We start from the raw sequence: 21092 nt of genomic DNA, 5'->3' as shown, positions 1-21092 counted from the left end.
GCCGTAATGAGTATCACTAATTTCATCGGTAGAGAGACAACGCCTGACCTTGAATACTTAGTGGATCCAACACCAGCTGAGGCTCTTCGACTCATAAACCTCAGGAAGAGCACGCATGTAATACTTATTTATGGAGATATGACAGCATCATACGAGGGCAGGGCTAAATCTCAGCTTGAGGATTTAATGCCCAGGCTCATCATTTCTAAACCAGATGGAACTTTTATGGTTCATGAATCCAATAAAGAGAGACCACGGTTATGGAACCCACCACCGTCCACATTATATGCATCAATTAATCTAGGGATATTAACTCTGAGAAGCGTTAGGCAGAGTCCTAGGGAAATAGTTGTTGTGGACATTCCTGTAATCAGATTTGTTAGTGCCGTGAGACTTGGCGTTACGCTGAATTATAGAGTGTTTGGTAGGGAGGAGGATGTTGTTAATGCCATTATTAGTAATCCGAGTATTATTGAGGATAGCCTACAAATAATTGCCAGGGAATATCACACAATCGTTGGCGACATAGACCTACTGGGTAAAGACTCCAAGGGTAACCTGGTGGTTATTGAATGCAAGAGAAGCCAGGCCGGTCCAGAGGCCGTTAACCAGCTTAAGCGCTATGTCGAGCACCTGAGTCAGAAGGAGGGCAAGAATGTTAGGGGCATTCTCGTCGCACCTTCTATCTCATCCGCAGCTTACCATTACCTAAGGCAATACGGCCTCGAATTCAGGCGTGTTGAACCTAAAGAATTGGTTTGATTACGGCATTGCCGCGAATAATATAAGGAATACTACGCCTAGTATAACTGACATTATATACCAGCGCAGGGAGAGAACCGCTAATTCCCTAAATTCCCTGTTTCTTCCATAATTAATTAACAATAGTGTTAGGAGTAAGCCGTCGGTTGAGGGTATTGCTATTATTAGTGATAATAGTATTGTTTCGGCCATTATTGACATAGCCACGTTACTAGAAACAGCATTTGTGGCGATTCCCGTATATACCCACTGCTCTGCCGTATTCCATATACCAAATAACGGTATTAATGATGGACCTAATGACACCATTATGCCAGTTAATTTATAGGAGAAAACAGCCACCTGAGATACTGATGATAATTTCTCCATTTCTGACTGTTCCTGGTTAATTTCCTGATTAACCTGCGCCGCAAATTGTTGACTGGGTTTTACGGCATAACCGAGAAAATAAGCCGCTAAATAAAGTAGCAGTAGAATTAAATAAAGGTATATTCTAAATCTTCCTAACCTACCTATTATGGAAGCTCTTATCCTCTCTTCCTGTGTTAGCATTAATGACTCATTATTCGTAGACTTTAAAAATGATTACTCTCTCACTATTTTACGCTCTAAGTAGTATATGCTCAATACCATCCTTATAAGTCCTGGTAATTATATTCTGCTTCTCGAGACTCCTGAGAGCTAAGTCTATGTAGGTAATCTTAACCTTAAGTATTTCATCACCGTACCAATCAATCATCCTGTTAATTATCTCATTCAAGGTCCACTCTCTCTTACCATTCTTTGACTCTTCAATTAGTATTCTCTTTATGAAGTTTGTCATATCCTCAGTGATATTCCATGGATAAACAAACCAAACCCAATCCTTAACCTCAATTGCCCAATAATCAGGTTTAAACTTAGCAACCGTCGATATCCATTGTAGAGCTGCCGTCCTCACATCCACATTCCTGCTATTCCGTTCTATGTGCTCCTTAGCCAATTGTATTGAGTCCCCAGTATCAACGATATCATCAATTACGAGAACCTTCTTACCACTTAAGTCAACAGACAATGGATACTTAATATACGCCTTCTCAGCTGCTTGAGCCGTAGATGGCCAATGAACAACCTGAACACTGATTAGGTCAGAAATTCCTAGGTAATCGCAAATAAGTCTTGCCGGTGCATAACCACCCCTTGCTATTGCAACTACAATGTCAGGTAGCCATCCTGAGTCCTTTATCTTCATTGATAATACCCTAGCCCACTCGGCTATTTCGTCCCAACTAACAAGCCTTATCGGTACTCTAACCACGTTTTTTGGTAATACTCATGACTGATTTATAAATTTCATGCTCATATTCAGGGATAGTACTATTTTTATTTGAATTTTTGAACCATATTAACCTAGAAGTAATTTATGGTACTTAAGTACTATGTAATACTCACAATTGCAGTGGTAGCAATATCCTGGGCATCAATACTAATATTACTATCTGGTGCTCAACCAATAGCCGTAGCCTTCTGGAGAACTGCCATAGCCGCAGCAGTACTATCACCATTGTTAATCACCGAGAAAAGAAGCAATGCCTACATACCATCAAAAAATGACTTTATTCTAATGGTAATTAGTGGCATTGCATTGGCCACGCACTTCATGACGTGGATTCAGAGCCTATATTTGACAACGGTGGCGGCAAGCACAACGCTGGTCTCCACATACCCAATATTCACGTTAATAATGGGTAAGTTAATAGGGGAGAGGGTTGGGATAAGGTCAATAATTGGCACATTAACTGCCTTCCTAGGTATTGTATTAATCACGGTACCCGAATTCTACATAAGCCTAAAGGCATTAGTTGGTGATTTACTCGCGTTGGTCGGAGCCATGTCCGGCGCCGTGTACTTCCTAATAGGCAGGTTCATTAGGACCAAGGCATCATTAGCAACATACACAGTACCTGTTTACAGTATTTCAGCCCTCACAACATTGTTTGTTGGATTAGTATTACGTACAAGGTTTTGGCCGTACCCACCGTATACCTGGTTTTATATATCAATGATCGTGCTTGGTCCTATGCTACTTGGCCATACATTACTAAATTACTCCCTTAGGTATTCGAGGGCCATAACCGTAACAACATCGACATTAGGCGAACCCATCGGAGCATCATTACTCGCATTACTAATATTTCACCAGGTCCCCCAGGCATTAACTATTGTTGGTATTTCAGTGACATTATTGGGAATATATATGGTTATTTCTGAGGAGTCCCATGGAGAGGAAACTTAAGTATGGATTAGGTAAATTAAGCAGTTCCTAGTTCTTAAAATTGGGGAATCCTGTGGATTGCACTATAATAGTTGATTCACGGGAATACGAGACAGCAGAAGAAGTTATTAAGTGGATTAAGAGACTTAGTTGCAATATCATTCCTCGTAAATTAGATATTGGTGATTATGTGTTACCTAATAATGTAGGTATTGAACGTAAAAAAGCCATGGACTTTATCTCATCAATAGTTGATGGTAGATTATTCGAACAAAGTAAGGAGTTATTGCACGCATTTAATAGGGCGTATGTAATTGTTGAGGGTGATTTATGGAGAGCCTTAAATAGGAGGAATGTTCATAAGCACTCCGTACTCGGCGCACTAGGTACATTAATCGATATGGGTATTAGAGTGCTATATACACCTGATGAGGAGGGTACGGCTTATGTCATGAAATCACTTGTAGAAAGAATAGGTAACAAGGGCATTAAGTCAATACCAATTAAAAGGGGTGAGACGATAAGGGATGCCCAAATTCAATTTTTATCATCATTACCCGGTATAGGCCCAAAAAGGGCGGAGGCCTTATTGAGAGCATTTGGAACACCTCTTGATGCCTTAAATAATCTAGGGCAATGGACTAGGAAGGTTGATAATATTAATGAAAATATAGCGGGCCTCGTTAGGAAGGTATTAACTACAAAGTATGGTGATGAAATAAATAATGTCGTTATTTCAATTGATGAGGCAATTAGGGAGGTGAATGAGAAAGAAAATGATGACAAAAGGAAAAAGAAAGATGCAGATAATGTTAATAATAAGCATAATATAATGGATTTTCTTGGTGATAGATAAATGGTAATTACATGCCCATACTGCGGCATGAATAATTGGGCAATGGTGCAATTCCTGAGTAGAAGAGGAAGCGAAAACTTCATAATTGTATGCCGTTGTAATAATTGCGGTAAAATCTTTTACTTATACAAGACAAAATTCTCAACATTAACATATAAATTAGAGGATATTGGTCTTTAATACACACGTAATTTCTTGTGTGTAGAAAGAGGAAAAATCCTTAAATATTAATTCCTAAAGAGCAACATTAATGCCTGAATTACCACTGGCACCAATAGATAGAATTTTCCATAAGGCAGGTGCTGAAAGAGTAGGTGAAGATGCAATACAAGCATTGAGAGATATCCTTGAATATATTGCGTTTGATATAGCTACAAAGAGTATAGAATTGGCGAGACATGCTGGTAGAAAGACGGTAACAGCTGATGATGTTAAAACAGCAATTAGAATTCTTAGATGTATACCTGCACCGACATCATAATAATGCATAATTAAAGAATTACACCTATTTAAAATAATTATCTAAATTATTCACTTGACCGATCAGCATAATTAACAACGTATCTCCTAGGCTTGAGGACACCTACTATATAATTAAACGCCTTATCTGGCATGCTCTGATCCCCGCATGTATATATATCGACAGTTGCGAACCTATAAATAGGCCATGTGTGTATTGCTAGGTGGCTCTCAACGATTAGCGCCAAGACACTTATTCCTTCCTTATCACCATTTACAAATCTCCAGGACCTAACTTCGACCAAATGTACATTGGCTATCTCAGCAGCTTTTATTATTAATGATCGTAAAAAATTTTCATCACTTAAAAGACTTGGATCAACATCGTATAAATTACCATATACGTGCTTACCAACCACCTTACTTATTTTTTCATATTCCAATCGGGACATTATGGACATGGCTTCGGACTCCGAAACCCACATAAGGCATGCATTTTAAAATCTTTCTTTAGGTAAAGAAAGGATACGAAGCATGTCGGTGCCCTACGTACCTACACCACGTGATATTGCCTTTGAAATGCTTAAGCTAGCTAATGTAAAGCCTGGAGAGATTGTTGTAGATCCGGGTGCTGGTGAGTGCGGTATCATCACATTAGCTGTTACTATATTTAATGCTATTGGCATTGGTATTGAAATTAATCCAGCGCTCGTTAGATCATGCATTGAATCCTTTGAGAAACTAGGATTGAGGGGTAGGGCGTACATTGTGTGGGGTGATCTTTTCGATTTTGATTATTCGATAGCTGATGTCGTGACACTATACCTCGGTAGTGATATTAATGAGAAACTGAAATCAAAACTGAACAAAGAACTTAAGCATGGCGCTCGCGTGGTTTCTCACGATTTCGAGGTACCTGGTTGGCAACCCATAAATTCCATGATCATTAACGGACCATTTAGAACGCACAGAATTTATTTATATATTATCTAGGGAAAATGAAGTTAATGAGTTATAATGGCGAATTGACGGAGATATTAGACACATACTTATTGCCACTTAAAAGTATAGAGGAAGTGATAAATGAGAATAGAAATGCTAAGATTCTTATTGAAACACCTCTTGGATTTAAAAATGTTGGATTAGAGGTAGTACGATATTTAAGTAACAAAGGTTTCAGGGCATATTTAAGCGGTCAAAATGTTTGGGGTACCTGTGATTTCTCGGTTTCAAATGATTATCAGTACATAATTCACTTAGGACATGCTCTACCTCCTAATATTTTTCGTATTATAAATAATAACTATAGGTTAGAAAGACAGGAACTTAATGATGCGGTAATTATTAGAATTAAGAATGGACCCACTGTATTATTCTCAGCGATTTACTATGAACCTAAGCCTGATTTATTGGATAAACTTAGGGAACCAGTAAATAATATTATTAAGTCGAATCCTAATGCCCTCATAACCTATGCACTACCATATAAATTATATGCATATAGTATTGCGAAGACACTTAATGCACGGATTGCCCCGGGCCCTATAACTGGCTGTTTTGTTCAATTTCCAATACCAAACACAATCCTATTCATAGGCTCAGGTTACTTTTATCCATTAACGTTCAAGTTATTAAAACCTCAAACAACCGTCTACTCAATCGATATTTTCAGAGGAATTATTGAAGATGTTGATTACATATATCGTAAATACTTAACCATGAAGGTTAAGGCAATTCACGAATTTAATAATGCAAAGTTTGTGGGTATTGTAATATCGAGAAAGCCGGGCCAGTATAGATTGGATTTAATTGAACCATTAATTAACAGGCTGAAAAAGTTAGGTAAGGGTTATGTTATTATTGATTTGAATGAGGTTTCACCTGATTACATTAATAACCTACCTGTGGATGCTGTAATAAATACTGCATGTCCAAGAATTGGTATTGATGATTTAGATAGGTTCATAAAACCTGTCGTTAATGCTGGCGATATCCTTAAATTGAATGTTCTCGACTTAAATAATTTATTAGTGTGGTGATACGTATATTGTTTATCATCCGTAAAAAAGAAAGGTTTTTATAGAAGTGCTTTACGGACTCGCCGATGAGTAGCGGTACACAGGCATATCTGGCACAGATCGGTGGAGTACCAGTTCTCGTATTAAAGGAGGGCACGCAGAGAGCCTTTGGCAAGGAGGCAATGAGGATAAATATAATGGTCGCCAAGGCCGTAGCCGAGGTAATGAAGTCAACACTTGGCCCTAAGGGTATGGATAAAATGCTCATTGATAGTCTTGGTGACATAACAATTACGAATGATGGAGCAACAATACTTAATGAAATGGATGTTCAGCACCCAATTGGTAAGTTGCTAGTTGAGATTGCTAAGACCCAGGATGATGAGGTTGGTGATGGAACGACAACAGCAGTAATACTGGCGGGGGCATTACTTGAGGAAGCAGAGAAATTGCTGGATAAGAACATACACCCGACTGTTGTGGTTTCAGGATTTAAGAAGGCACTTGATGTAGCTACGGAGCACCTAAGGAAGATTGCAGTACCTGTGAAGAGAGATGATATATCAATGCTTAAGAAGGTAGCGGCTACATCAATGCATGGAAAGATAAGCGAGACCGTCAAGGACTACTTCGCAGAGTTAGCCGTTAAGGCTATGCTACAGGTTGCTGAGGAGAGAAATGGAAAGTGGATTGCGGACTTAGATAATGTCCAAATTGTTAAGAAGTATGGAGGCGCTCTTGAAGATACACAGTTAGTGTATGGTATAGTGGTTGATAAGGAGGTTGTTCATGCAGCCATGCCCAAGAGGATTGTTAATGCCAAGATCGCCCTACTAGATGCACCACTTGAGGTTGAGAAGCCTGAGATCGATGCTGAGATTAGGATCAATGACCCTAATCAAATAAGGGCGTTCCTCGAGGAGGAGGAGAACATTCTGAAGTCCTATGTTGACAAGTTTAAGGCCCTTGGAGTAAATGCTGTCTTCACAACGAAGGGTATTGACGACATGGCCCAGTACTACCTTGCTAAGGCAGGTATTCTAGCAGTTAGGAGGGTTAAGAGAAGCGATATCGAGAAGCTCGTTAGGGCAACTGGCGGTAGATTAGTGACTAATATTGAGGATATGACCGAGGCAGACCTAGGCTTTGCAGGTCTCATCGAGGAGAGAAGAGTTGGAGATGAGAAGATGGTGTTCGTTGAGCAGTGCAAGAATCCGAAGGCCGTTAGTATACTGATTAGGGGTGGATTTGAGAGGCTTGTTGATGAGGCTGAGAGGAACCTCACAGATGCGCTTAGTGTGGTTTCTGATGTTATTGAGGAGCCATACGTATTACCCGGCGGTGGAGCGCCTGAGATGGAGGTTGCTAAGGTTGTTAGGCAGTTCGCGGCCAAGGTTGGCGGTAGGGAGCAGTACGCAGTGGAGGCCTTTGCAAATGCCGTTGAGGTAATACCAAAGACACTTGCCGAGAATGCCGGCCTTGATGCAGTTGATGTTTTGACTGAGCTTAGGCACATACATGAGAGTAAGGAGGATGGATGGAAGTTCGGTATTAATGCATTTTCAGGAAAGGTTGTAGACATGTGGGCTCTCGATGTTATAGAACCATTAACTGTTAAGTTGCAGGCGCTTAAGGCTGCAGTTGAAGCTACAACAATGGTCCTAAGAATTGATGAAATAATTGCTGCAAGCAAGATGGAGGGAGGAAAGAAGGAGCAGAAGGAGGAAGGAGTTGGCGAGGGCTCATCAAGCCCCTCATTTGAATAATATTAAAAAGCCCAGGCTCATTAAAATGCTTAAAATAATCACCGTAAAAAGTACTCGTGTATCAACACCAACATTAAATTCCTTATTAATTATTCTTGCGAAAATAAGTAGTGTTATTGATATTATTATTTGTATCGAAACGACAAACAATGCGTTCCAGTGAATACCGAGGAATTGAAGGGATTTCGCCACTGCAGGTACGGCAAATAAAAGTATGTAGTAACCGAACATTATTGTCCTTATACCCCTACTTAATGCGCTAATTGTTAATCTATCACTTGAGTACCTGATGGCAAGTATGTACCTAGCAAGGCTAATTTCATTCTTTGATAAGTCGCCCTGTAATTCCTCGGATAATAATGAATCAAGTATATCATTATGCTCGTCATATAAGGCTCTTAATAGGTAAAACCATTTACGGGAATCATCAATCCCAAGAACGTTCATGATTAATGACCCATTACTATTCAGGATCTCATCTATAAAACCCTCTCGAGCATTCATTGTATTTAATAATTCACTATTAAGTCTATTCTTAAATCGAAGGAAAATTCTTCTGACAATAATTACTGTGGTTGTTACGAAGATTGGTATGATTAATGACAGGTAGGGATTTACGAGAGTTGAGAATACGAATAATGCAATTGGGCCTACTGATACTATTCCAACCATTATAGTTAGTGACTTTTCTAACGAGTCAATTGTTTCCTGTGCCTTAGCCTTAACATTACCTAGTAAGTATTCATTGAGACTCATTATAATCACCGATGTTGTTTAGGGTATTGTTTAATTGAATGGAATAATTAACGTAATTATCAATATCATGATTAAGTTTCATAATCCCATTAATAATGGCATTAATTTCTTGCTTATCAGGATCAAAGGATGGAGGGAAAGTAACGGCTTTAACTCTACGCATTGTACCTATCTTCTCCATGATTATTAGCACGAACTTGTTCAAATCTATGAGATCGATTAACGAAAATACTCTTAGCCTATTTGTTAAAGATTCAATACTATCTGCATGTGTTGTGGCTAATACCTGGAGTCCTGCATTAATTCCATGAATCAATGCCTCAAAGTGCTCCCTCTCCCTTAACTCGCCAATTATTAATATACCATACCCTCTATGCAATGATTTTAGGACTTCCTCGGTCTTACCGATTATTGACTTAACCTTAACGCTGGGTGTTGGTAATTCCAGGGATTCGTCGGTCTCATCAATGTATATTCTCCTTACGTTCAGGGGTAGCACCATATCCAGTGCATTTAATAGCGTAGTTTTACCGCTTGATGGAGGACCCATTATTAAAACACTATAGCCATTGCGTAGCGCTATAGTTAATTTTCCAGCTTCTATAATGTTTATTGAACCTTCATTAATTAATTCATTAATTGTAAATGGTTTCTTATGAAGTCTTACATGTACGGATATACCCTCGACCAGAGGCCATCTATCTACGGATATCCTGAGCTTTTTATTCCCAAGTGTAATTGAAAATTTCCCACTGGGATTATCTACGGAAACCTTAACACCACTGATATTGGCCATCTTAAGAAATTGCCTTACAATAGCCTGCGTATCAATATTTATAACCCTACAAGTACCATACTTACTATGATTAATGTACATGGAATCCTGAGTTATGAAAATATCCTCAATATCCCGATTTAGAATTATGGGTGCTAAATCGCCTAAACCAAAGCTAGCAAGTAATAATGCTGCCCTAAGTAACTCATCATTAATAAACATTGACAGGAATTTTTCTCTGGATGATAATAATGAGGATAATGAATAATCATTACCAGGAACAATCCTTCTTGTTAAATCAATTAAATAGCTCAAATATTCATTATTAATTTTATGAAGCTCAAATAGGCAATTACCGTCCTTAATTATAAATTCAGACGATGATATTGTGAATATACCATTCATTGATTGATTATTATCGATTACCAATGAGAGACCATCCATGACTATTATGGAGCCTTCTTTAAATGATTCTATTCTTATGGAAGACCTATCACGATTTTTAATCAATAAATTAAGAAGCCTGTTAATGAAGTCACGATGATTTGATTTACGTACAATATCGAGAAGCTGCTTTATATCCACTGATTCACAGGTACTTAGTGTTTCAATAGCGTCTGGATCGATTTTATTTTCTATGGCCATATTTGAAAGATCCTTTATGAAGGTGCAACTATTGAGTGATGAACATTTAATGCAGTTCAGGATTTGATGAGCAATTATTAACTTAGTTAATGGAGATTCTTTATTGTTATGGGAACTTAATGGGGGCATATTGAACCGACAAATTATCTCATCGAGGTATAAAAGGGGATTTCATACTCATCTTGGTTTAATTACGGCATAGTTTACGTGCATAATCTCTCAGAGTATACGGACTTACTTGAACGGCCTTAGCTATGTCCTCCACCCTTAACTTATAACCAAGTCTCTTGCTTACGCAGTATATAATGGCTGCTGCGAGGATTGGGGGACTTCTTGATTGTATTACGGACTTTCTTAATGAGTCGAGGTACTTCTCGGCTTCAGGGTATATGGTAACCCATGAGTCATTAAATAATCTAGTTAGTCCTGATTTAATATGCGATAAGACCCTATCTCTTAAATTATACCTAACCTTAATGTTGATCAGGGAATCCCTTATTGATTCAAAGGTGAGCTTATGCCCTCTTAATCTACATAGGTTTATAACCTGTTTAGTACTTATTGGTAAATTATGTGAAAGTACTACGTATAAAACAGCAGCGACTGCTGCTTGGTAATAGGTTGTCGATGACGAGCCCTCTTTATTCAATATCTTTCTAAATACGTGCTTAGCCTCCTCGACGTATTCATTGCTAATACCAAAAGCCCTCGCTATGAATAATATACAATCATAAGCTCTATAAATCGAGTAACTCTCACGCCTTGTCCTGAAAATGTCATTTATTACCTTCAATCTTCTATAGACACCTAACCTTGTTTCATCTCTCTTTCTAACGTTTTTCTCTACTGATTTCCATATTGGTGTTAAGTCTATTTCCTCGCCATCTAGTAATGGTGATGATTGCATATACGTATCGTAAACGTATACAGAACCAAGAACAGTACCACAGTCTATGCATATGTATTCTCCATCTCTCTCAATTATTCTTGAACTTCCACAATAAGGACATTTCATGGTATATAAGGCTTCTTTTTCGTTATTAATAAGTCCAGTGTTTATATGGTATATAGCTCAGGGTTACTAGACTCCAGTGGAGTGTGTGAGTTTACTGAAAGTTTTAATTTACTTTATCACCCTTAAACCAATATAGACCTTCTCGCCAACCTTAACATTGTTTTTAAAATTATTAATGTCCATTATTAAGCCTCCTATCGATATTTTTACTATATTTTCACCAACATAGTAAACAATACCATTCATGTAGACGTCCCAATTCAACGTATAGTTCGGATCCTTTTCATTACTTATATTAATCCTAACATTATCTCCCTGTTTAATATCAACACCAACAGCATTCTTCGGGTACTCAAGAGCCAGGGATATACCCGAGCTACCCTCCATTTCAAGCCTAACTACGCCCTTATAATCCGTTTCCTTAACATTGACAACCTTGAAATCACCACTTAATTGCATTGGTGTACGGTAAGGAAAAATACTAAAAAAGCTTATCTTATGTAATCCCGATTGATTATGTCATTACTTGCTGACGCAGCCAGGAGGTTTAATGCAGAATTGCTTAACATGGTTAATAAGGAGGTCAGGATAACCACAAGCACGGGCACTACGTATCAAGGAATGCTCGTGGGTATAGACAGTTCATTAAACATAATGCTCGTGGATGCCGTTAACAACAAGAACGAGAGGTTCTCCCGAGTCTTAGTAATGAGTCATGCTATTGTCGATATAGTGCTTGTTCAGGAATTCGTGGATCTCAGGGAATTCGCTAAGTACATTGATAAGTACTTCCCTGGCATGGTTAAGTATGTTGAAGAGGCCAACATAGTTCAGGTAGGCAATGTGAAGGTGACCACCGCAGGTGTTGAGGGTTCTGGACCTCTGGCGAAGCGTGTTAAGGAGTTGTTTGATGAATTTATGTCAAAGCGAAAGTCCTAAGCACAAGGGCGAAATTTATTCTATATAATTATGTAAAAACCACGGAAAGATAAGGTATATTTAAAGTACTCATTGTTTTGTAGTAATTGTCAAGGATGTCCTTTGAGATATTAGACAAGGATTTAGCTGGAAGGATTGGTAAATTAAGGACTAGGTCAGGTATTATTGAGACTCCTGCATTATTTCCTGTTATAAATCCCATAAAACAGGTAGTGACATTAAATGAAATAAGCAATATTGGTTTTAACCAGGTAATAACCAATGCTTACCTACTTAAGAGGCACTATGGTGACTTAGTTAAGGAAGTTAGTATACATAAATTACTCAATTGGGATAAACCAATTATGACTGATTCAGGTGCCTATCAATTATTGATGTATGGTAAGGTTGACGTATCGCCTGAAGAGATTCTTAAATACGAGATTGAAATAGGTACCGACATAGGCGTAATACTCGACATACCAACTCAATGGGGTAGGCCTAGGAATATTGTATTACTCGAGGTTGAGGAGACCCTAAGGAGGGCTAGGGCAGCGCTTGTAAAGGCCAGAATGTGGGATCCTGATCATAAGATGTTAATTGTCGGCCCAGTACAGGGGGGTGATAAACTAGGTATACTTAGTTATTCGGCAGAGAAAATTGGTGAATTAGGTTTTGATATCTATGCCATAGGAAGTCCAACAACGTTGCTTGAGGAGTATGATTTCTCAATGATAATGAGGATGATAGCCACAGTAAAGGCTAGGTTACCACCAGGTAAGCCCGTTCATCTTTTTGGGGCTGGACATCCATTAATACTACCCTTTGCCGTAGCCATGGGCGTTGACTTCTTCGATTCTGCCAGTTATGTTCTCTATGCTCGTGATGATAGGATAATCCTTAGGGACAGGACTGTGAGACTTAATGAGATTAAGGTTGATAGAATACCCTGCAACTGCCCCGTGTGTAGGAAGTACAGTGTTAAGGAGTTGATGAGTATGAATAAGGCTGAGCGTGAGAGGTTGTTAGCAATTCACAACCTATACGTGCTTTGGGAGGAGATTCAGGAGATTAAGGCTAGGATTAAGGAGGGAACCCTTTGGGAGTATCTCGAGGAAAAAGCCGGCGGTGATGCCAGGGTTAAGTCAGCATTACTGGCCTTAAGGAAGGGATTAAGGGCTTTGCTAAAGGTAATCCCGGATGAGTCAGGGCGTGTGAGGGCACTGCACATAACATCCGTGGAATCCCTGTACAGGCCTGAAATTGTTAGGCACGTTGAGAGACTTCTCAATAATTATGAGCCACCCCAGGGATGCATAGTCTTAGTATTACCAGGTGAGCTCCTTGATAGACCATACATAAGGGATTCAATAGTTTACTGGCTAATAGACCAATTATCAACCAACAACCTACTTAGTAGGGTTCATGTGGTGATAAATAACCCGGTCCTAGGGCCAATACCATATGAAATAAGCGAGATATACCCATTATCGCAGCATGAGTATCCTGAACCAATCCCAGGTTATTTACGATCATTCTCGTATCATTTATTACGTAAATACTTAGTTAAATTACGTGGGAGGGGCTTTACTGATATAATGGTAATTATGAAAGAGAATTATGAGAAGATAATTAATGAATTAATGAACATAGGTTTCAAGGAAGTAACAATACTCGAGGCTAAGTCAAGGCAGGAACTATATGCATTAATACCCTGGGTCATTAGAGAAATAGGAAATATTTAATGTGGTAATCAATAGTTTTTCACAGAACATTATCGTTATCTTCTCCCTGATATTCTCGTATTTTAATACTTCGAGATCCAAGGGAACTTATGATGATATAGAATAAAGATATCGCGAAAATCAGCAATAATTATTGCTTTATATAATATATGGTGCTCCCTCCCTTCTTTTGATGCTTTCCTGCAATTCCTTAAGCTCCTTATCGATCATTTCAGCCAGCTCCCTTAGTTTGCTAACGTCAACCTCAATGCCTGTTAATTCCTTTAGAAACTGAATAGCAACTATAGCCGCATTGGGGTCGGCACGGAACGGCTCAGCATATGGTAATATAGAAATGGCAGGTATACTTAACCTTTCGAATTCATTCATTAGTAATGCCAAGGGTCCAACTATTGCGTAGTTCAATTCCATAAGCTTAACCCTACCCAAAGAATGCTTATTTCTATACTCAGTGGTTACGGCAATTCTCAATTGATCCAGGTCTTCACCCCTTAATCTATTGTCAAGTCCTCCAAAGAGTATGGCCTCCTTAAATCCATTAACGTAAACCCAACGGGCAATAGCCCCAACGACGTCATGGGCATACTTCGTCATGAAATCACCATCCCAATGAATAATAGATATCGTGAACTCGGTTTCCGGGCAATAATAAATCTCTCCGGGTGTAGAGAGCATGTTTGCACTAATGATGTAGGCGCTTAACGGTGGTTCCCTGGGCATCTTTATGAACCCGATCCTACGGCAATTCAATGCATTAGAAAGGTGCTGTACAACTAAGTAACCAACCATACCAAGGCCAGCGAATCCCGTTAAAAAATACGCAGGCCTTAACACCGGTTCCATAATATTAATTTTTACATTGCTCACGGCAATAGCACTATCTAAGCAGTTATTAAAAGCATTAGCTCTGCGTATTTTATCATAAGGTCAGACTTTAAAGGGGGTAGTATTACGATTAGTCAATGGGACGAGTAAGGCCAAGATACATAAAGAGCCTTGCTAGGAGATTGCTTGAGGTTTACCCAGGCAGGTTTAGTGATGATTTTGAAAGCAATAAGAAGGTGGTTGCTGAGTTGGCAGATATACCGAGTAAATCTGTTCGTAATAAGGTGGCTGGTGAAATAACAAGGGTAATGAAGAGAATGAAGGCTGGCGCTGAGGAGAAGCCCGAAATCGAATTAGAGGAACAGTAAAGGTTTATAAGGCCCATTAAAATTAATCAATGGTTATGTCATGGTTTGAAGATATTGATAATTGGTTTAAGAGAATTCAAAAGTATTTTGAGGAGCTTGAGCGAGAAATGGAGGAGGAAATGGATAGAATGATGAGAGGAGTTACGCCAGAGGAAGAAGAGAAACGTAGCAGTAGGGCAAGACCTAAGTATTACTATTACGGTTTTGAAATATCAATAGGTCCTGATGGTAAACCAAGGATTAAGGAGTTTGGTAATGTGAGACCCAAGGGCGAGAGACCAATTATTGAGGAGGACATCGAACCATTGACCGACGTCATTGAGGAGGAGGACTCTGTTAAGGTTATAATGGACATGCCGGGTGTTGATAAGGATAAGATTAGTATTAAGATTAGTGAAGATGGTAGAAAATTGATCATTAGTGCCAGGGATAGTGATAGAAAGTATTATAAGGAGGTTGACTTACCGACTGAGGTTGACCCAAGCCAGTCAAAGGCCACGTATAGGAATGGTGTATTAACCGTGGAGTTGAAAAAGAAGAGCACGGGCCGAAAAGGATTTGAGATTAAGGTTGAGTAATTTCTCTTAGTAAATCCTTAAAACTTAAATTTCTGAACTTCGTTGTGCCCTTTGGTGATGAGAGTGACCAACCTGGAAATGCTAGGAGAAGGTGGGTTATAGGGTCTGCATGGCCGTATATATACGCAGTGCCTCATTTAGGTAATTTAATTGGTTCTGTATTATCAGCAGATGTTTTTGTAAGGTACCTAAGGCTTAAGGGTGATGACGTCGTTTTTGTATCGGGCTCTGATGAGCATGGTACACCAATAGAGGTTGAGGCGCTGCAATTGGGCATAAGGCCTAGAGAACTAACGGATAGAATGCATGAAATAATAAAGAAATTATTCGAGTTCTGGGAGATTGGTTTCGATAATTATACAAGGACCGAGTCACCGGTGCATAAGGAATTTGTTAGGGAGTTCTTTATGAAGCTTTATAATAATAATTACATATTTACTAAGGAGGATGAAGTACCCTACTGCCCGAAGGATAAGATCTACCTTCCCGACAGGTTCATAATAGGTACATGCCCTTACTGTGGTTATGATAAGGCACGTGGTGATCAGTGCGAGAATTGCGGTAGATTACTTGAACCGAAGCTTCTAATAAACCCGAGATGCGCCATATGTGGTTCTAAACCTATTTGGGTTAGGACGGCACATTGGTATCTAGACTTAACGAGACTTGAGGATAGAGTTAAGAAGTATGTTGAGGAGAATACTGCATTACCAGAGAACGCTAAGCAAATGAGTCTTGGTATGTTGAAGGAGGGATTAAAACCAAGAGCCATAACAAGGGATAATAAGTGGGGTATTGAGGCTCCATTCCCTGGTGCCGATAATAAGACGATATACGTGTGGTTTGAGGCGGTGCTCGGCTACATATCGGCGACGATCGAGTATTTCAGGAACAGGGGCAATGAGGATGAATGGAAGAGGTACTGGTTCGACCCAAACACGCGGGTTGTGTTCTTTGTGGGTAAGGACAACATACCATTTCACGTAATACTACTACCCGCAATGCTCATAGCATCCGGTGACCCATATGTAATGCCCTACACCACGGCATCAACCGAGTACCTATTATTTGAGGGTAAGAAATTCTCCAAGAGTCAGAGGATTGGTATTTGGATAGACGAGGCGCTTGCCCTAATGCCTGTTGATTACTGGAGGTTCGTATTAATATACCAAAGACCCGAGAGTAAGGATACAAGCTTTGCCTGGCATCAGACCCTTGATGTTATAAACTCAATATTAAATGATATAATCGGCAACTTCATACATAGAGTCTTAACATTCATTAGCACTAGGTTTAATGGAGAAATACCTAGTGGATCATTAAGAGATATAGACATTAAATATAGGGATGAAGCTTTGGATCATTTTAAGAATTCTGAGGGGTATTATGAGAAGATTGAACTCAGGGACGCCTTATTGGAGGCCATAGAAATAGCCAGGGTTGGTAACAGGTATTTAAATGAAAGACAGCCCTGGGAATTAATAAAGGGCAATAAGGATGAGGCTGGTGCCGTTATACTCAATGCCCTACATATAGTTAAGATATTATCCATTGACTTATGGCCCATTATGCCGAAGTCCATGGAGAGTCTATGGACTATGGCTGGCTTCAGCAAATTAAACTGGAAGGATGCCTATGAGCCACCCAAATCAGGGATTAGAGTTAGTAATGTGAGACCATTGTTCAAGAAGATTAGTCATGAAGAGTTTAAGGAAATGATGAAAAAACTAGACGATATAAGGAACACTAAGGATAAGAATAAGTATCCATGGCAACAAGTGTATTTACCTGGTCAATGATGAAATAATACGTGAGGAATACCTGTGGTGTTTCATGGTAATAAAAATAAATTGCGAAGTTCGTTAGTAATTGATGGCCGTACTAGCGAGGGATGAAATACTAAAGCTTGTTAAGGGCGGAGTTCTATCAATCGAGCCCTTCAGTGAGGACGTTGTTAGGGAGAATGGACTTGACCTAAGGGTCGGCACTGAGTACGCAATATATGCCTTCGACGGGCAGGTAATAGACCCATGTGAGCTAGAGAGCGCAAGGCACTTATTCAGCATTGTTGAGGCTAAGGATGGTAGAATCGTAATACCACCAAGAAGCTTCGCGCTATTAACCACAATGGAATACGTGAAATTCTCAAAGGACATAGTAGGCTTCTGCAACCTGCGCTCAACTCTGGCCAGATACGGCCTAAGTGTGCCGCCAACAATAATTGACACAGGCTTCGAGGGCAACGTAACAATAGAAGTCATAAACAACAGCGGTAACTACATGGTCCTTAGGCCAGGTATGAGGTTCCTACACGTAGTCCTCGTAAAGGCAATTGGCGAGGCGAAGTACCTGGGCAGGTACCTAGGCCAGAGAGGGGTCACACCGCCAAAGGGCATGAAGGGTGAGTGCTAGTTTACTGTGTGTACTTAACGACTTCCATACCAAGGACGCCAGCTATTGTCTCTAATTCCTTGATTACATTGTCTGGTATTATGACGTGATGATTGTATGGCGCTAACCTAAGGACTACCGAGGAGTTAACCCCAAGGTCAAGTATCGCCTGCGTTCTACACATACTATTACTCAATAACCCTGACTCAACGACCTTTGCATTGAATATACTCATCCTCCTAAAATCACTTGAGACCGAAACCCCAGTCACCTCATTGAATAGTAACTTACCTGTTAAGCCATAGCTAAACCCTGACTCAAAATGCGTAACTACTCTAGCATCGCTGATCATGCTAAGGGCTATGGTACAATGAGCCATTGTGACCTTACTGCCTTCAATGTGATTCGTATTTGCGATCCAACCGCTATAGCCTGTTAACTCCCTGGCAATAACCATGGAGAACAAAGCCCTTAGGTCAGCCTCGCACGCCACTATCAACCCCTCCTCATTAAGCCTAGCCAATGCCAAACATGGTGTGACCTTGTGCTTAATTAGGTATGGGAAGCAATTAATTGTGAGGGCATCGTACTTACCATAAAGACCACGCATGGCAGCGTAGATCCTACCAACATCCCTAAGCCTATCATCACTAACCTCAAACTTAACCCTACCCCTGATGTAATTCATGAACTCGGTGGCTACTCTCTCATCGGCATTATTAATTATCTCCTCAAGACTCTCCATGGGTATGGCATCAACCCTAGCCTCAAACCTATCCTCAAAGGTCCTGGCCACACTATCCTTAACCCCAACACCAAGCAGAGCAACCCTAATACCGAGTATGGAGGCTATGGCCCTGGCAATCCTAAGCGCATGGTCAATATGGCCCAAGTCTTCGAGGTGAAGTACCCCTGAGTCAATCCCAACCTCACTAAGTAGAGCTCTTGTGTCAAGGGCTGAGGCGAGGCTATTAAGACCTGGGTGAGAAACAAGCAGTAACCTGCGTAGGCCATAATCCTCGGCGAACTCCCTAACGAGGCGACTAACACCACCTGACAGTATTAAGGCAACGACGAATGCATCATTAATGCTCAATCCCCTTAATTCATCAGTACTTGATATGACCCTATCAATACCCTCAATAGCGGGTAGTCTATCCTTATGCAGTGGTGAGACAAAGCCCAGGACAATGATCCTCCTCATACACCTAGTAATTCTCAAGGGCCTTCATAAACAGTTCTGGGTCAATATTGCCGCCAGTAACCATTACAACGACCTTCTTACCCATCAACTGGCTTCTTAACTTTATGGCCGCGGCTAGGGCAGCGGCGCCTGCAGGCTCAGCAACCTGCCCGGTATTAATGGCTAATTCCTTAATGGCTCTAAGTATCTCATCATCACTAACGAGAACAATATCATCAATCCTACCCCTCAATATACTGAAGGGCAGCTCATAAGCTCTAGCCGTAGCCAGGCCCTCGGCGATGGTCCTTGCATATCCCGTAGAGATTAATCTACCCTCCTTAAGTGATAAGTAAACGCTTGGCGCACCCTCGGTTTGGACACCGATGACCTTAATTGATTGATTAACGGATTTATAAACAATAACCGCGCTGGAAGCTCCCGAACCACCACCTATTGGATTGATCACCACATCAACATCGGGCAAGTCCTCAATAACCTCTAAATGCATAGTACCAACTCCTGGATAGAGCAGTGGTTCGTTAGTGCTATGCACGAATAATAAGCCCTCCTTGTTTGCCAGGTTCATTGCATAGTCCAGGGCCTCATCAAATACCTTACCATAGAATATAATTTCAGCGCCCAAATCCCTCAACGCCTCCACCTTAATCCTGGAAACACCCTCAGGCATTACAATCACAACCCTAGCGCCAATTAACTTACCAGCGTAGGCAACGGATTGCGCATGGTTACCCGTAGATGCCGCAATTAACCCCTTCCTCTGGGCCTCATCCTTCTTAACCATGGCAAAATACATACCACCCCTGACCTTAAATGCCCTCGTTAGTTGGAGATTCTCAAGCTTTAGATAAACATCAAAGCCAAGTAATCTGGACAATTGACGTGAATAAATAAGTGGCGTTCTTAAAAGGTACTTACTAATTACCTGCCTAGCCCTGTAGGTGTCTGATAATGAGAACATCAAACGCACTTAACACTGCGCCTAAATAAGCTTTGTAACTCAAGGAATTGCATATTGTTTTTGGTGGACCGGCCGGGATTTGAACTTTCCCCGCGGTTAATCCGCGACCGGGATCTCCCGCGTGCGAGGCGGGCATCCTTCCAGGCTAGACTACCGGCCCAAGGAGAAAGTCGAGAACTAAGAAATTTAAGCTTTTAGCCGGACTGACGCAGTAATGACTTCTTATTTTTGAGCAGGTTATTAATCTACGCGTGCCTTACATTACGGGGAGTACTTCCTGCTTAGTTCATCAACTATACGTATTACCTCCTCATAAGGTGGCTCAATGCCTGGGTTGTCACTGACCCACTTATAGACTATTAAGCCCTTTGGATCGAGTATGAAGACCGCTCTCTTAGCCACGCCCTTAAGTCCGAGTAGGCTCTCGTGGACGACCCCGTACTTCGTAATTACCTCCTTATTAAAGTCGCTCAACATTGTGAAGTTCAGCCTATTTGCCTCTTTAAACGCCTTGAGTGTAAATGGCGTGTCCACACTTATTGCTATGACCTCGGCATTGGCCTTATTTAGCAATGCCATCCTATCCCTGAAGGTGCACAACTCCTTTGTACATACTGGCGAGAAGGCCGCTGGGAAGGTTAGTATGACTACGAACCTCTTACCGAGGAATTCGGACAACCTCCTTGGTTTCAACTCCGTGTCTAAGAGCTCAAAGTCCGGGGCTCTTTCCCCAACCTCAACCATGATGGTCGAGTAACCATGGCGTCTCAACCTTAAATAACTAGGGCTATAATTC

25 protein-coding genes and 1 tRNA gene are annotated in these 21092 nt (G+C 40.5%); 14 read left to right on the top strand and 12 right to left on the bottom strand.

Going from position 1 to position 21092, the window contains the following annotated elements; all coding sequences use genetic code 11:
- The first annotated feature begins 6 nt into the window (after nucleotides 1–6).
- Complete coding sequence (gene nucS / locus ACP5L5_RS00980) at nucleotides 7–762, top strand: endonuclease NucS (RefSeq protein ID WP_428760978.1); 756 nt, start codon at nucleotides 7–9, stop codon at nucleotides 760–762.
- On the opposite strand, the gene ACP5L5_RS00975 is transcribed toward nucS, so the two are convergent.
- Both ACP5L5_RS00975 and ACP5L5_RS00970 read right to left on the bottom strand, forming a co-directional pair.
- A complete protein-coding gene (locus ACP5L5_RS00975; RefSeq protein WP_428760976.1) occupies nucleotides 763–1314 on the bottom strand; it encodes a hypothetical protein in 552 nt (183 codons plus the stop codon). It lies immediately after the preceding gene.
- Nucleotides 1315–1363: 49 nt separating this feature from the next.
- On the bottom strand, nucleotides 1364–2059 hold the full coding sequence (locus ACP5L5_RS00970) for a phosphoribosyltransferase (protein WP_013603664.1): 696 nt from the start codon (nucleotides 2057–2059) through the stop codon (nucleotides 1364–1366).
- Between the two features lie 105 nt (nucleotides 2060–2164).
- On the opposite strand from ACP5L5_RS00970, the gene ACP5L5_RS00965 reads away from it, so the two are divergent.
- The 4 genes from ACP5L5_RS00965 (at nucleotide 2165) to ACP5L5_RS00950 (ending at nucleotide 4353) form a co-directional block, all read left to right on the top strand.
- Complete coding sequence (locus tag ACP5L5_RS00965) at nucleotides 2165–3037, top strand: DMT family transporter (RefSeq protein ID WP_428760975.1); 873 nt, start codon at nucleotides 2165–2167, stop codon at nucleotides 3035–3037.
- Nucleotides 3038–3089: 52 nt separating this feature from the next.
- Nucleotides 3090–3872: an ERCC4 domain-containing protein gene (locus ACP5L5_RS00960; protein ID WP_428760973.1), complete on the top strand. Its 783-nt coding sequence runs from the start codon at nucleotides 3090–3092 to the stop codon at nucleotides 3870–3872.
- Nucleotides 3873–4052 (top strand): hypothetical protein, encoded by a 180-nt coding sequence (locus tag ACP5L5_RS00955; protein WP_013603667.1) that lies wholly within the window; start codon nucleotides 3873–3875, stop codon nucleotides 4050–4052. It abuts the gene before it with no gap.
- Between the two features lie 70 nt (nucleotides 4053–4122).
- A complete protein-coding gene (locus tag ACP5L5_RS00950; protein WP_013603668.1) occupies nucleotides 4123–4353 on the top strand; it encodes a histone family protein in 231 nt (76 codons plus the stop codon).
- Nucleotides 4354–4399: 46 nt separating this feature from the next.
- Here ACP5L5_RS00950 and speD read toward each other — a convergent pair whose 3' ends face one another.
- Nucleotides 4400–4792: an adenosylmethionine decarboxylase gene (gene speD, locus ACP5L5_RS00945; protein ID WP_428761165.1), complete on the bottom strand. Its 393-nt coding sequence runs from the start codon at nucleotides 4790–4792 to the stop codon at nucleotides 4400–4402.
- 73 nt (nucleotides 4793–4865) lie between these two features.
- Between speD and ACP5L5_RS00940 the strand changes: the two genes are divergently transcribed.
- The 3 genes from ACP5L5_RS00940 to thsB all read left to right on the top strand — a co-directional run bounded on the left by ACP5L5_RS00940 (nucleotide 4866) and on the right by thsB (nucleotide 8115).
- Entirely contained in the window at nucleotides 4866–5324 is a 459-nt protein-coding gene (locus ACP5L5_RS00940; protein ID WP_428760970.1) for an SAM-dependent methyltransferase, read from the top strand.
- Between the two features lie 14 nt (nucleotides 5325–5338).
- Nucleotides 5339–6370 (top strand): diphthamide synthesis protein, encoded by a 1032-nt coding sequence (locus ACP5L5_RS00935; protein ID WP_013603671.1) that lies wholly within the window; start codon nucleotides 5339–5341, stop codon nucleotides 6368–6370.
- A 65-nt stretch (nucleotides 6371–6435) separates the two neighbouring features.
- A complete protein-coding gene (gene thsB / locus ACP5L5_RS00930) occupies nucleotides 6436–8115 on the top strand; it encodes a thermosome subunit beta (protein WP_428760967.1) in 1680 nt (559 codons plus the stop codon).
- Here the strand turns inward: thsB and ACP5L5_RS00925 are convergent.
- From ACP5L5_RS00925 to ACP5L5_RS00910, 4 genes are all read right to left on the bottom strand, one after another.
- Nucleotides 8104–8871 carry a hypothetical protein gene (locus ACP5L5_RS00925; protein ID WP_428760966.1) on the bottom strand — a complete coding sequence of 256 codons (768 nt, stop codon included), beginning with the start codon at nucleotides 8869–8871 and terminating at the stop codon, nucleotides 8104–8106. The two genes, thsB and ACP5L5_RS00925, sit on opposite strands and share 12 nt — an antisense overlap.
- On the bottom strand, nucleotides 8858–10291 hold the full coding sequence (locus tag ACP5L5_RS00920) for an ATPase, T2SS/T4P/T4SS family (RefSeq protein WP_428760964.1): 1434 nt from the start codon (nucleotides 10289–10291) through the stop codon (nucleotides 8858–8860). The genes ACP5L5_RS00925 and ACP5L5_RS00920 overlap by 14 nt, the downstream gene beginning before the upstream one ends.
- 187 nt (nucleotides 10292–10478) lie before the next feature.
- On the bottom strand, nucleotides 10479–11306 hold the full coding sequence (locus ACP5L5_RS00915; protein ID WP_013603675.1) for a TFIIB-type zinc ribbon-containing protein: 828 nt from the start codon (nucleotides 11304–11306) through the stop codon (nucleotides 10479–10481).
- Between the two features lie 108 nt (nucleotides 11307–11414).
- A complete protein-coding gene (locus tag ACP5L5_RS00910) occupies nucleotides 11415–11765 on the bottom strand; it encodes a hypothetical protein (protein ID WP_428760962.1) in 351 nt (116 codons plus the stop codon).
- A 57-nt stretch (nucleotides 11766–11822) separates the two neighbouring features.
- Here ACP5L5_RS00910 and ACP5L5_RS00905 point away from each other — a divergent pair, with 57 nt between their 5' ends.
- A complete protein-coding gene (locus ACP5L5_RS00905; protein WP_013603677.1) occupies nucleotides 11823–12245 on the top strand; it encodes an Lsm family RNA-binding protein in 423 nt (140 codons plus the stop codon).
- A gap of 95 nt (nucleotides 12246–12340) precedes the next feature.
- Nucleotides 12341–13969 carry a tRNA guanosine(15) transglycosylase TgtA gene (gene tgtA, locus ACP5L5_RS00900; protein ID WP_428761164.1) on the top strand — a complete coding sequence of 543 codons (1629 nt, stop codon included), beginning with the start codon at nucleotides 12341–12343 and terminating at the stop codon, nucleotides 13967–13969.
- A 138-nt stretch (nucleotides 13970–14107) separates the two neighbouring features.
- On the opposite strand, the gene ACP5L5_RS00895 is transcribed toward tgtA, so the two are convergent.
- On the bottom strand, nucleotides 14108–14836 hold the full coding sequence (locus tag ACP5L5_RS00895; RefSeq protein ID WP_428760960.1) for a proteasome assembly chaperone family protein: 729 nt from the start codon (nucleotides 14834–14836) through the stop codon (nucleotides 14108–14110).
- A gap of 95 nt (nucleotides 14837–14931) precedes the next feature.
- On the opposite strand from ACP5L5_RS00895, the gene ACP5L5_RS00890 reads away from it, so the two are divergent.
- The 4 genes from ACP5L5_RS00890 (at nucleotide 14932) to dcd (ending at nucleotide 18152) form a co-directional block, all read left to right on the top strand.
- Nucleotides 14932–15162, top strand: coding sequence for a 30S ribosomal protein S17e (locus tag ACP5L5_RS00890; protein ID WP_013603680.1), 231 nt, complete (start codon nucleotides 14932–14934; stop codon nucleotides 15160–15162).
- 35 nt (nucleotides 15163–15197) lie between these two features.
- Nucleotides 15198–15740 (top strand): archaeal heat shock protein Hsp20, encoded by a 543-nt coding sequence (hsp20, locus tag ACP5L5_RS00885; protein WP_013603681.1) that lies wholly within the window; start codon nucleotides 15198–15200, stop codon nucleotides 15738–15740.
- Nucleotides 15741–15784: 44 nt separating this feature from the next.
- Nucleotides 15785–17539 carry a methionine--tRNA ligase gene (gene metG / locus ACP5L5_RS00880; RefSeq protein WP_428760959.1) on the top strand — a complete coding sequence of 585 codons (1755 nt, stop codon included), beginning with the start codon at nucleotides 15785–15787 and terminating at the stop codon, nucleotides 17537–17539.
- A 73-nt stretch (nucleotides 17540–17612) separates the two neighbouring features.
- Nucleotides 17613–18152, top strand: coding sequence for a dCTP deaminase (dcd, locus tag ACP5L5_RS00875; protein ID WP_013603683.1), 540 nt, complete (start codon nucleotides 17613–17615; stop codon nucleotides 18150–18152).
- A 1-nt stretch (nucleotide 18153) separates the two neighbouring features.
- Here the strand turns inward: dcd and ACP5L5_RS00870 are convergent, their stop codons facing one another.
- The 4 genes from ACP5L5_RS00870 to ACP5L5_RS00855 form a co-directional block, all read right to left on the bottom strand.
- On the bottom strand, nucleotides 18154–19335 hold the full coding sequence (locus ACP5L5_RS00870; RefSeq protein ID WP_428760957.1) for a fucose isomerase: 1182 nt from the start codon (nucleotides 19333–19335) through the stop codon (nucleotides 18154–18156).
- Nucleotides 19336–19339: 4 nt separating this feature from the next.
- Nucleotides 19340–20296, bottom strand: a complete 957-nt coding sequence (locus ACP5L5_RS00865; protein WP_428760956.1) for a threonine ammonia-lyase — start codon at nucleotides 20294–20296, stop codon at nucleotides 19340–19342.
- Nucleotides 20297–20357: 61 nt separating this feature from the next.
- Nucleotides 20358–20456: transfer RNA gene (locus ACP5L5_RS00860), tRNA-Ala, on the bottom strand.
- Between the two features lie 101 nt (nucleotides 20457–20557).
- Complete coding sequence (locus ACP5L5_RS00855) at nucleotides 20558–21040, bottom strand: peroxiredoxin (protein WP_428760954.1); 483 nt, start codon at nucleotides 21038–21040, stop codon at nucleotides 20558–20560.
- Nucleotides 21041–21092 lie beyond the last annotated feature (52 nt).

Source organism: Vulcanisaeta sp., assembly GCF_049966235.1.
Lineage (GTDB): Archaea > Thermoproteota > Thermoprotei > Thermoproteales > Thermocladiaceae > Vulcanisaeta > Vulcanisaeta moutnovskia.
The sequence above is the reverse complement of the archived record's forward strand: the minus strand, read 5'-3'. Positions and strand labels throughout refer to the sequence as shown.

Excerpts from the sequence above, each read along its gene's own strand:
- ACP5L5_RS00890 (WP_013603680.1), top strand. The coding sequence starts at position 14,932 with ATGGGACGAGTAAGGCCAAGATACATAAAGAGCCTTGCTAGGAGATTG.
- nucS (WP_428760978.1), top strand. The coding sequence starts at position 7 with ATGAGTATCACTAATTTCATCGGTAGAGAGACAACGCCTGACCTTGAA.
- speD (WP_428761165.1), bottom strand. The coding sequence starts at position 4,792 with ATGTCCATAATGTCCCGATTGGAATATGAAAAAATAAGTAAGGTGGTT.
- ACP5L5_RS00915 (WP_013603675.1), bottom strand. The coding sequence starts at position 11,306 with ATGAAATGTCCTTATTGTGGAAGTTCAAGAATAATTGAGAGAGATGGA.
- ACP5L5_RS00965 (WP_428760975.1), top strand. The coding sequence starts at position 2,165 with ATGGTACTTAAGTACTATGTAATACTCACAATTGCAGTGGTAGCAATA.
- ACP5L5_RS00905 (WP_013603677.1), top strand. The coding sequence starts at position 11,823 with ATGTCATTACTTGCTGACGCAGCCAGGAGGTTTAATGCAGAATTGCTT.
- ACP5L5_RS00855 (WP_428760954.1), bottom strand. The coding sequence starts at position 21,040 with ATGGTTGAGGTTGGGGAAAGAGCCCCGGACTTTGAGCTCTTAGACACG.
- dcd (WP_013603683.1), top strand. The coding sequence starts at position 17,613 with ATGGCCGTACTAGCGAGGGATGAAATACTAAAGCTTGTTAAGGGCGGA.
- ACP5L5_RS00935 (WP_013603671.1), top strand. The coding sequence starts at position 5,339 with ATGAGTTATAATGGCGAATTGACGGAGATATTAGACACATACTTATTG.
- ACP5L5_RS00940 (WP_428760970.1), top strand. The coding sequence starts at position 4,866 with ATGTCGGTGCCCTACGTACCTACACCACGTGATATTGCCTTTGAAATG.
- ACP5L5_RS00925 (WP_428760966.1), bottom strand. The coding sequence starts at position 8,871 with ATGAGTCTCAATGAATACTTACTAGGTAATGTTAAGGCTAAGGCACAG.
- ACP5L5_RS00955 (WP_013603667.1), top strand. The coding sequence starts at position 3,873 with ATGGTAATTACATGCCCATACTGCGGCATGAATAATTGGGCAATGGTG.
- hsp20 (WP_013603681.1), top strand. The coding sequence starts at position 15,198 with ATGTCATGGTTTGAAGATATTGATAATTGGTTTAAGAGAATTCAAAAG.
- ACP5L5_RS00870 (WP_428760957.1), bottom strand. The coding sequence starts at position 19,335 with ATGAGGAGGATCATTGTCCTGGGCTTTGTCTCACCACTGCATAAGGAT.
- ACP5L5_RS00975 (WP_428760976.1), bottom strand. The coding sequence starts at position 1,314 with ATGCTAACACAGGAAGAGAGGATAAGAGCTTCCATAATAGGTAGGTTA.
- thsB (WP_428760967.1), top strand. The coding sequence starts at position 6,436 with ATGAGTAGCGGTACACAGGCATATCTGGCACAGATCGGTGGAGTACCA.
- ACP5L5_RS00920 (WP_428760964.1), bottom strand. The coding sequence starts at position 10,291 with ATGGCCATAGAAAATAAAATCGATCCAGACGCTATTGAAACACTAAGT.
- ACP5L5_RS00950 (WP_013603668.1), top strand. The coding sequence starts at position 4,123 with ATGCCTGAATTACCACTGGCACCAATAGATAGAATTTTCCATAAGGCA.
- ACP5L5_RS00910 (WP_428760962.1), bottom strand. The coding sequence starts at position 11,765 with ATGCAATTAAGTGGTGATTTCAAGGTTGTCAATGTTAAGGAAACGGAT.
- ACP5L5_RS00865 (WP_428760956.1), bottom strand. The coding sequence starts at position 20,296 with ATGTTCTCATTATCAGACACCTACAGGGCTAGGCAGGTAATTAGTAAG.
- tgtA (WP_428761164.1), top strand. The coding sequence starts at position 12,341 with ATGTCCTTTGAGATATTAGACAAGGATTTAGCTGGAAGGATTGGTAAA.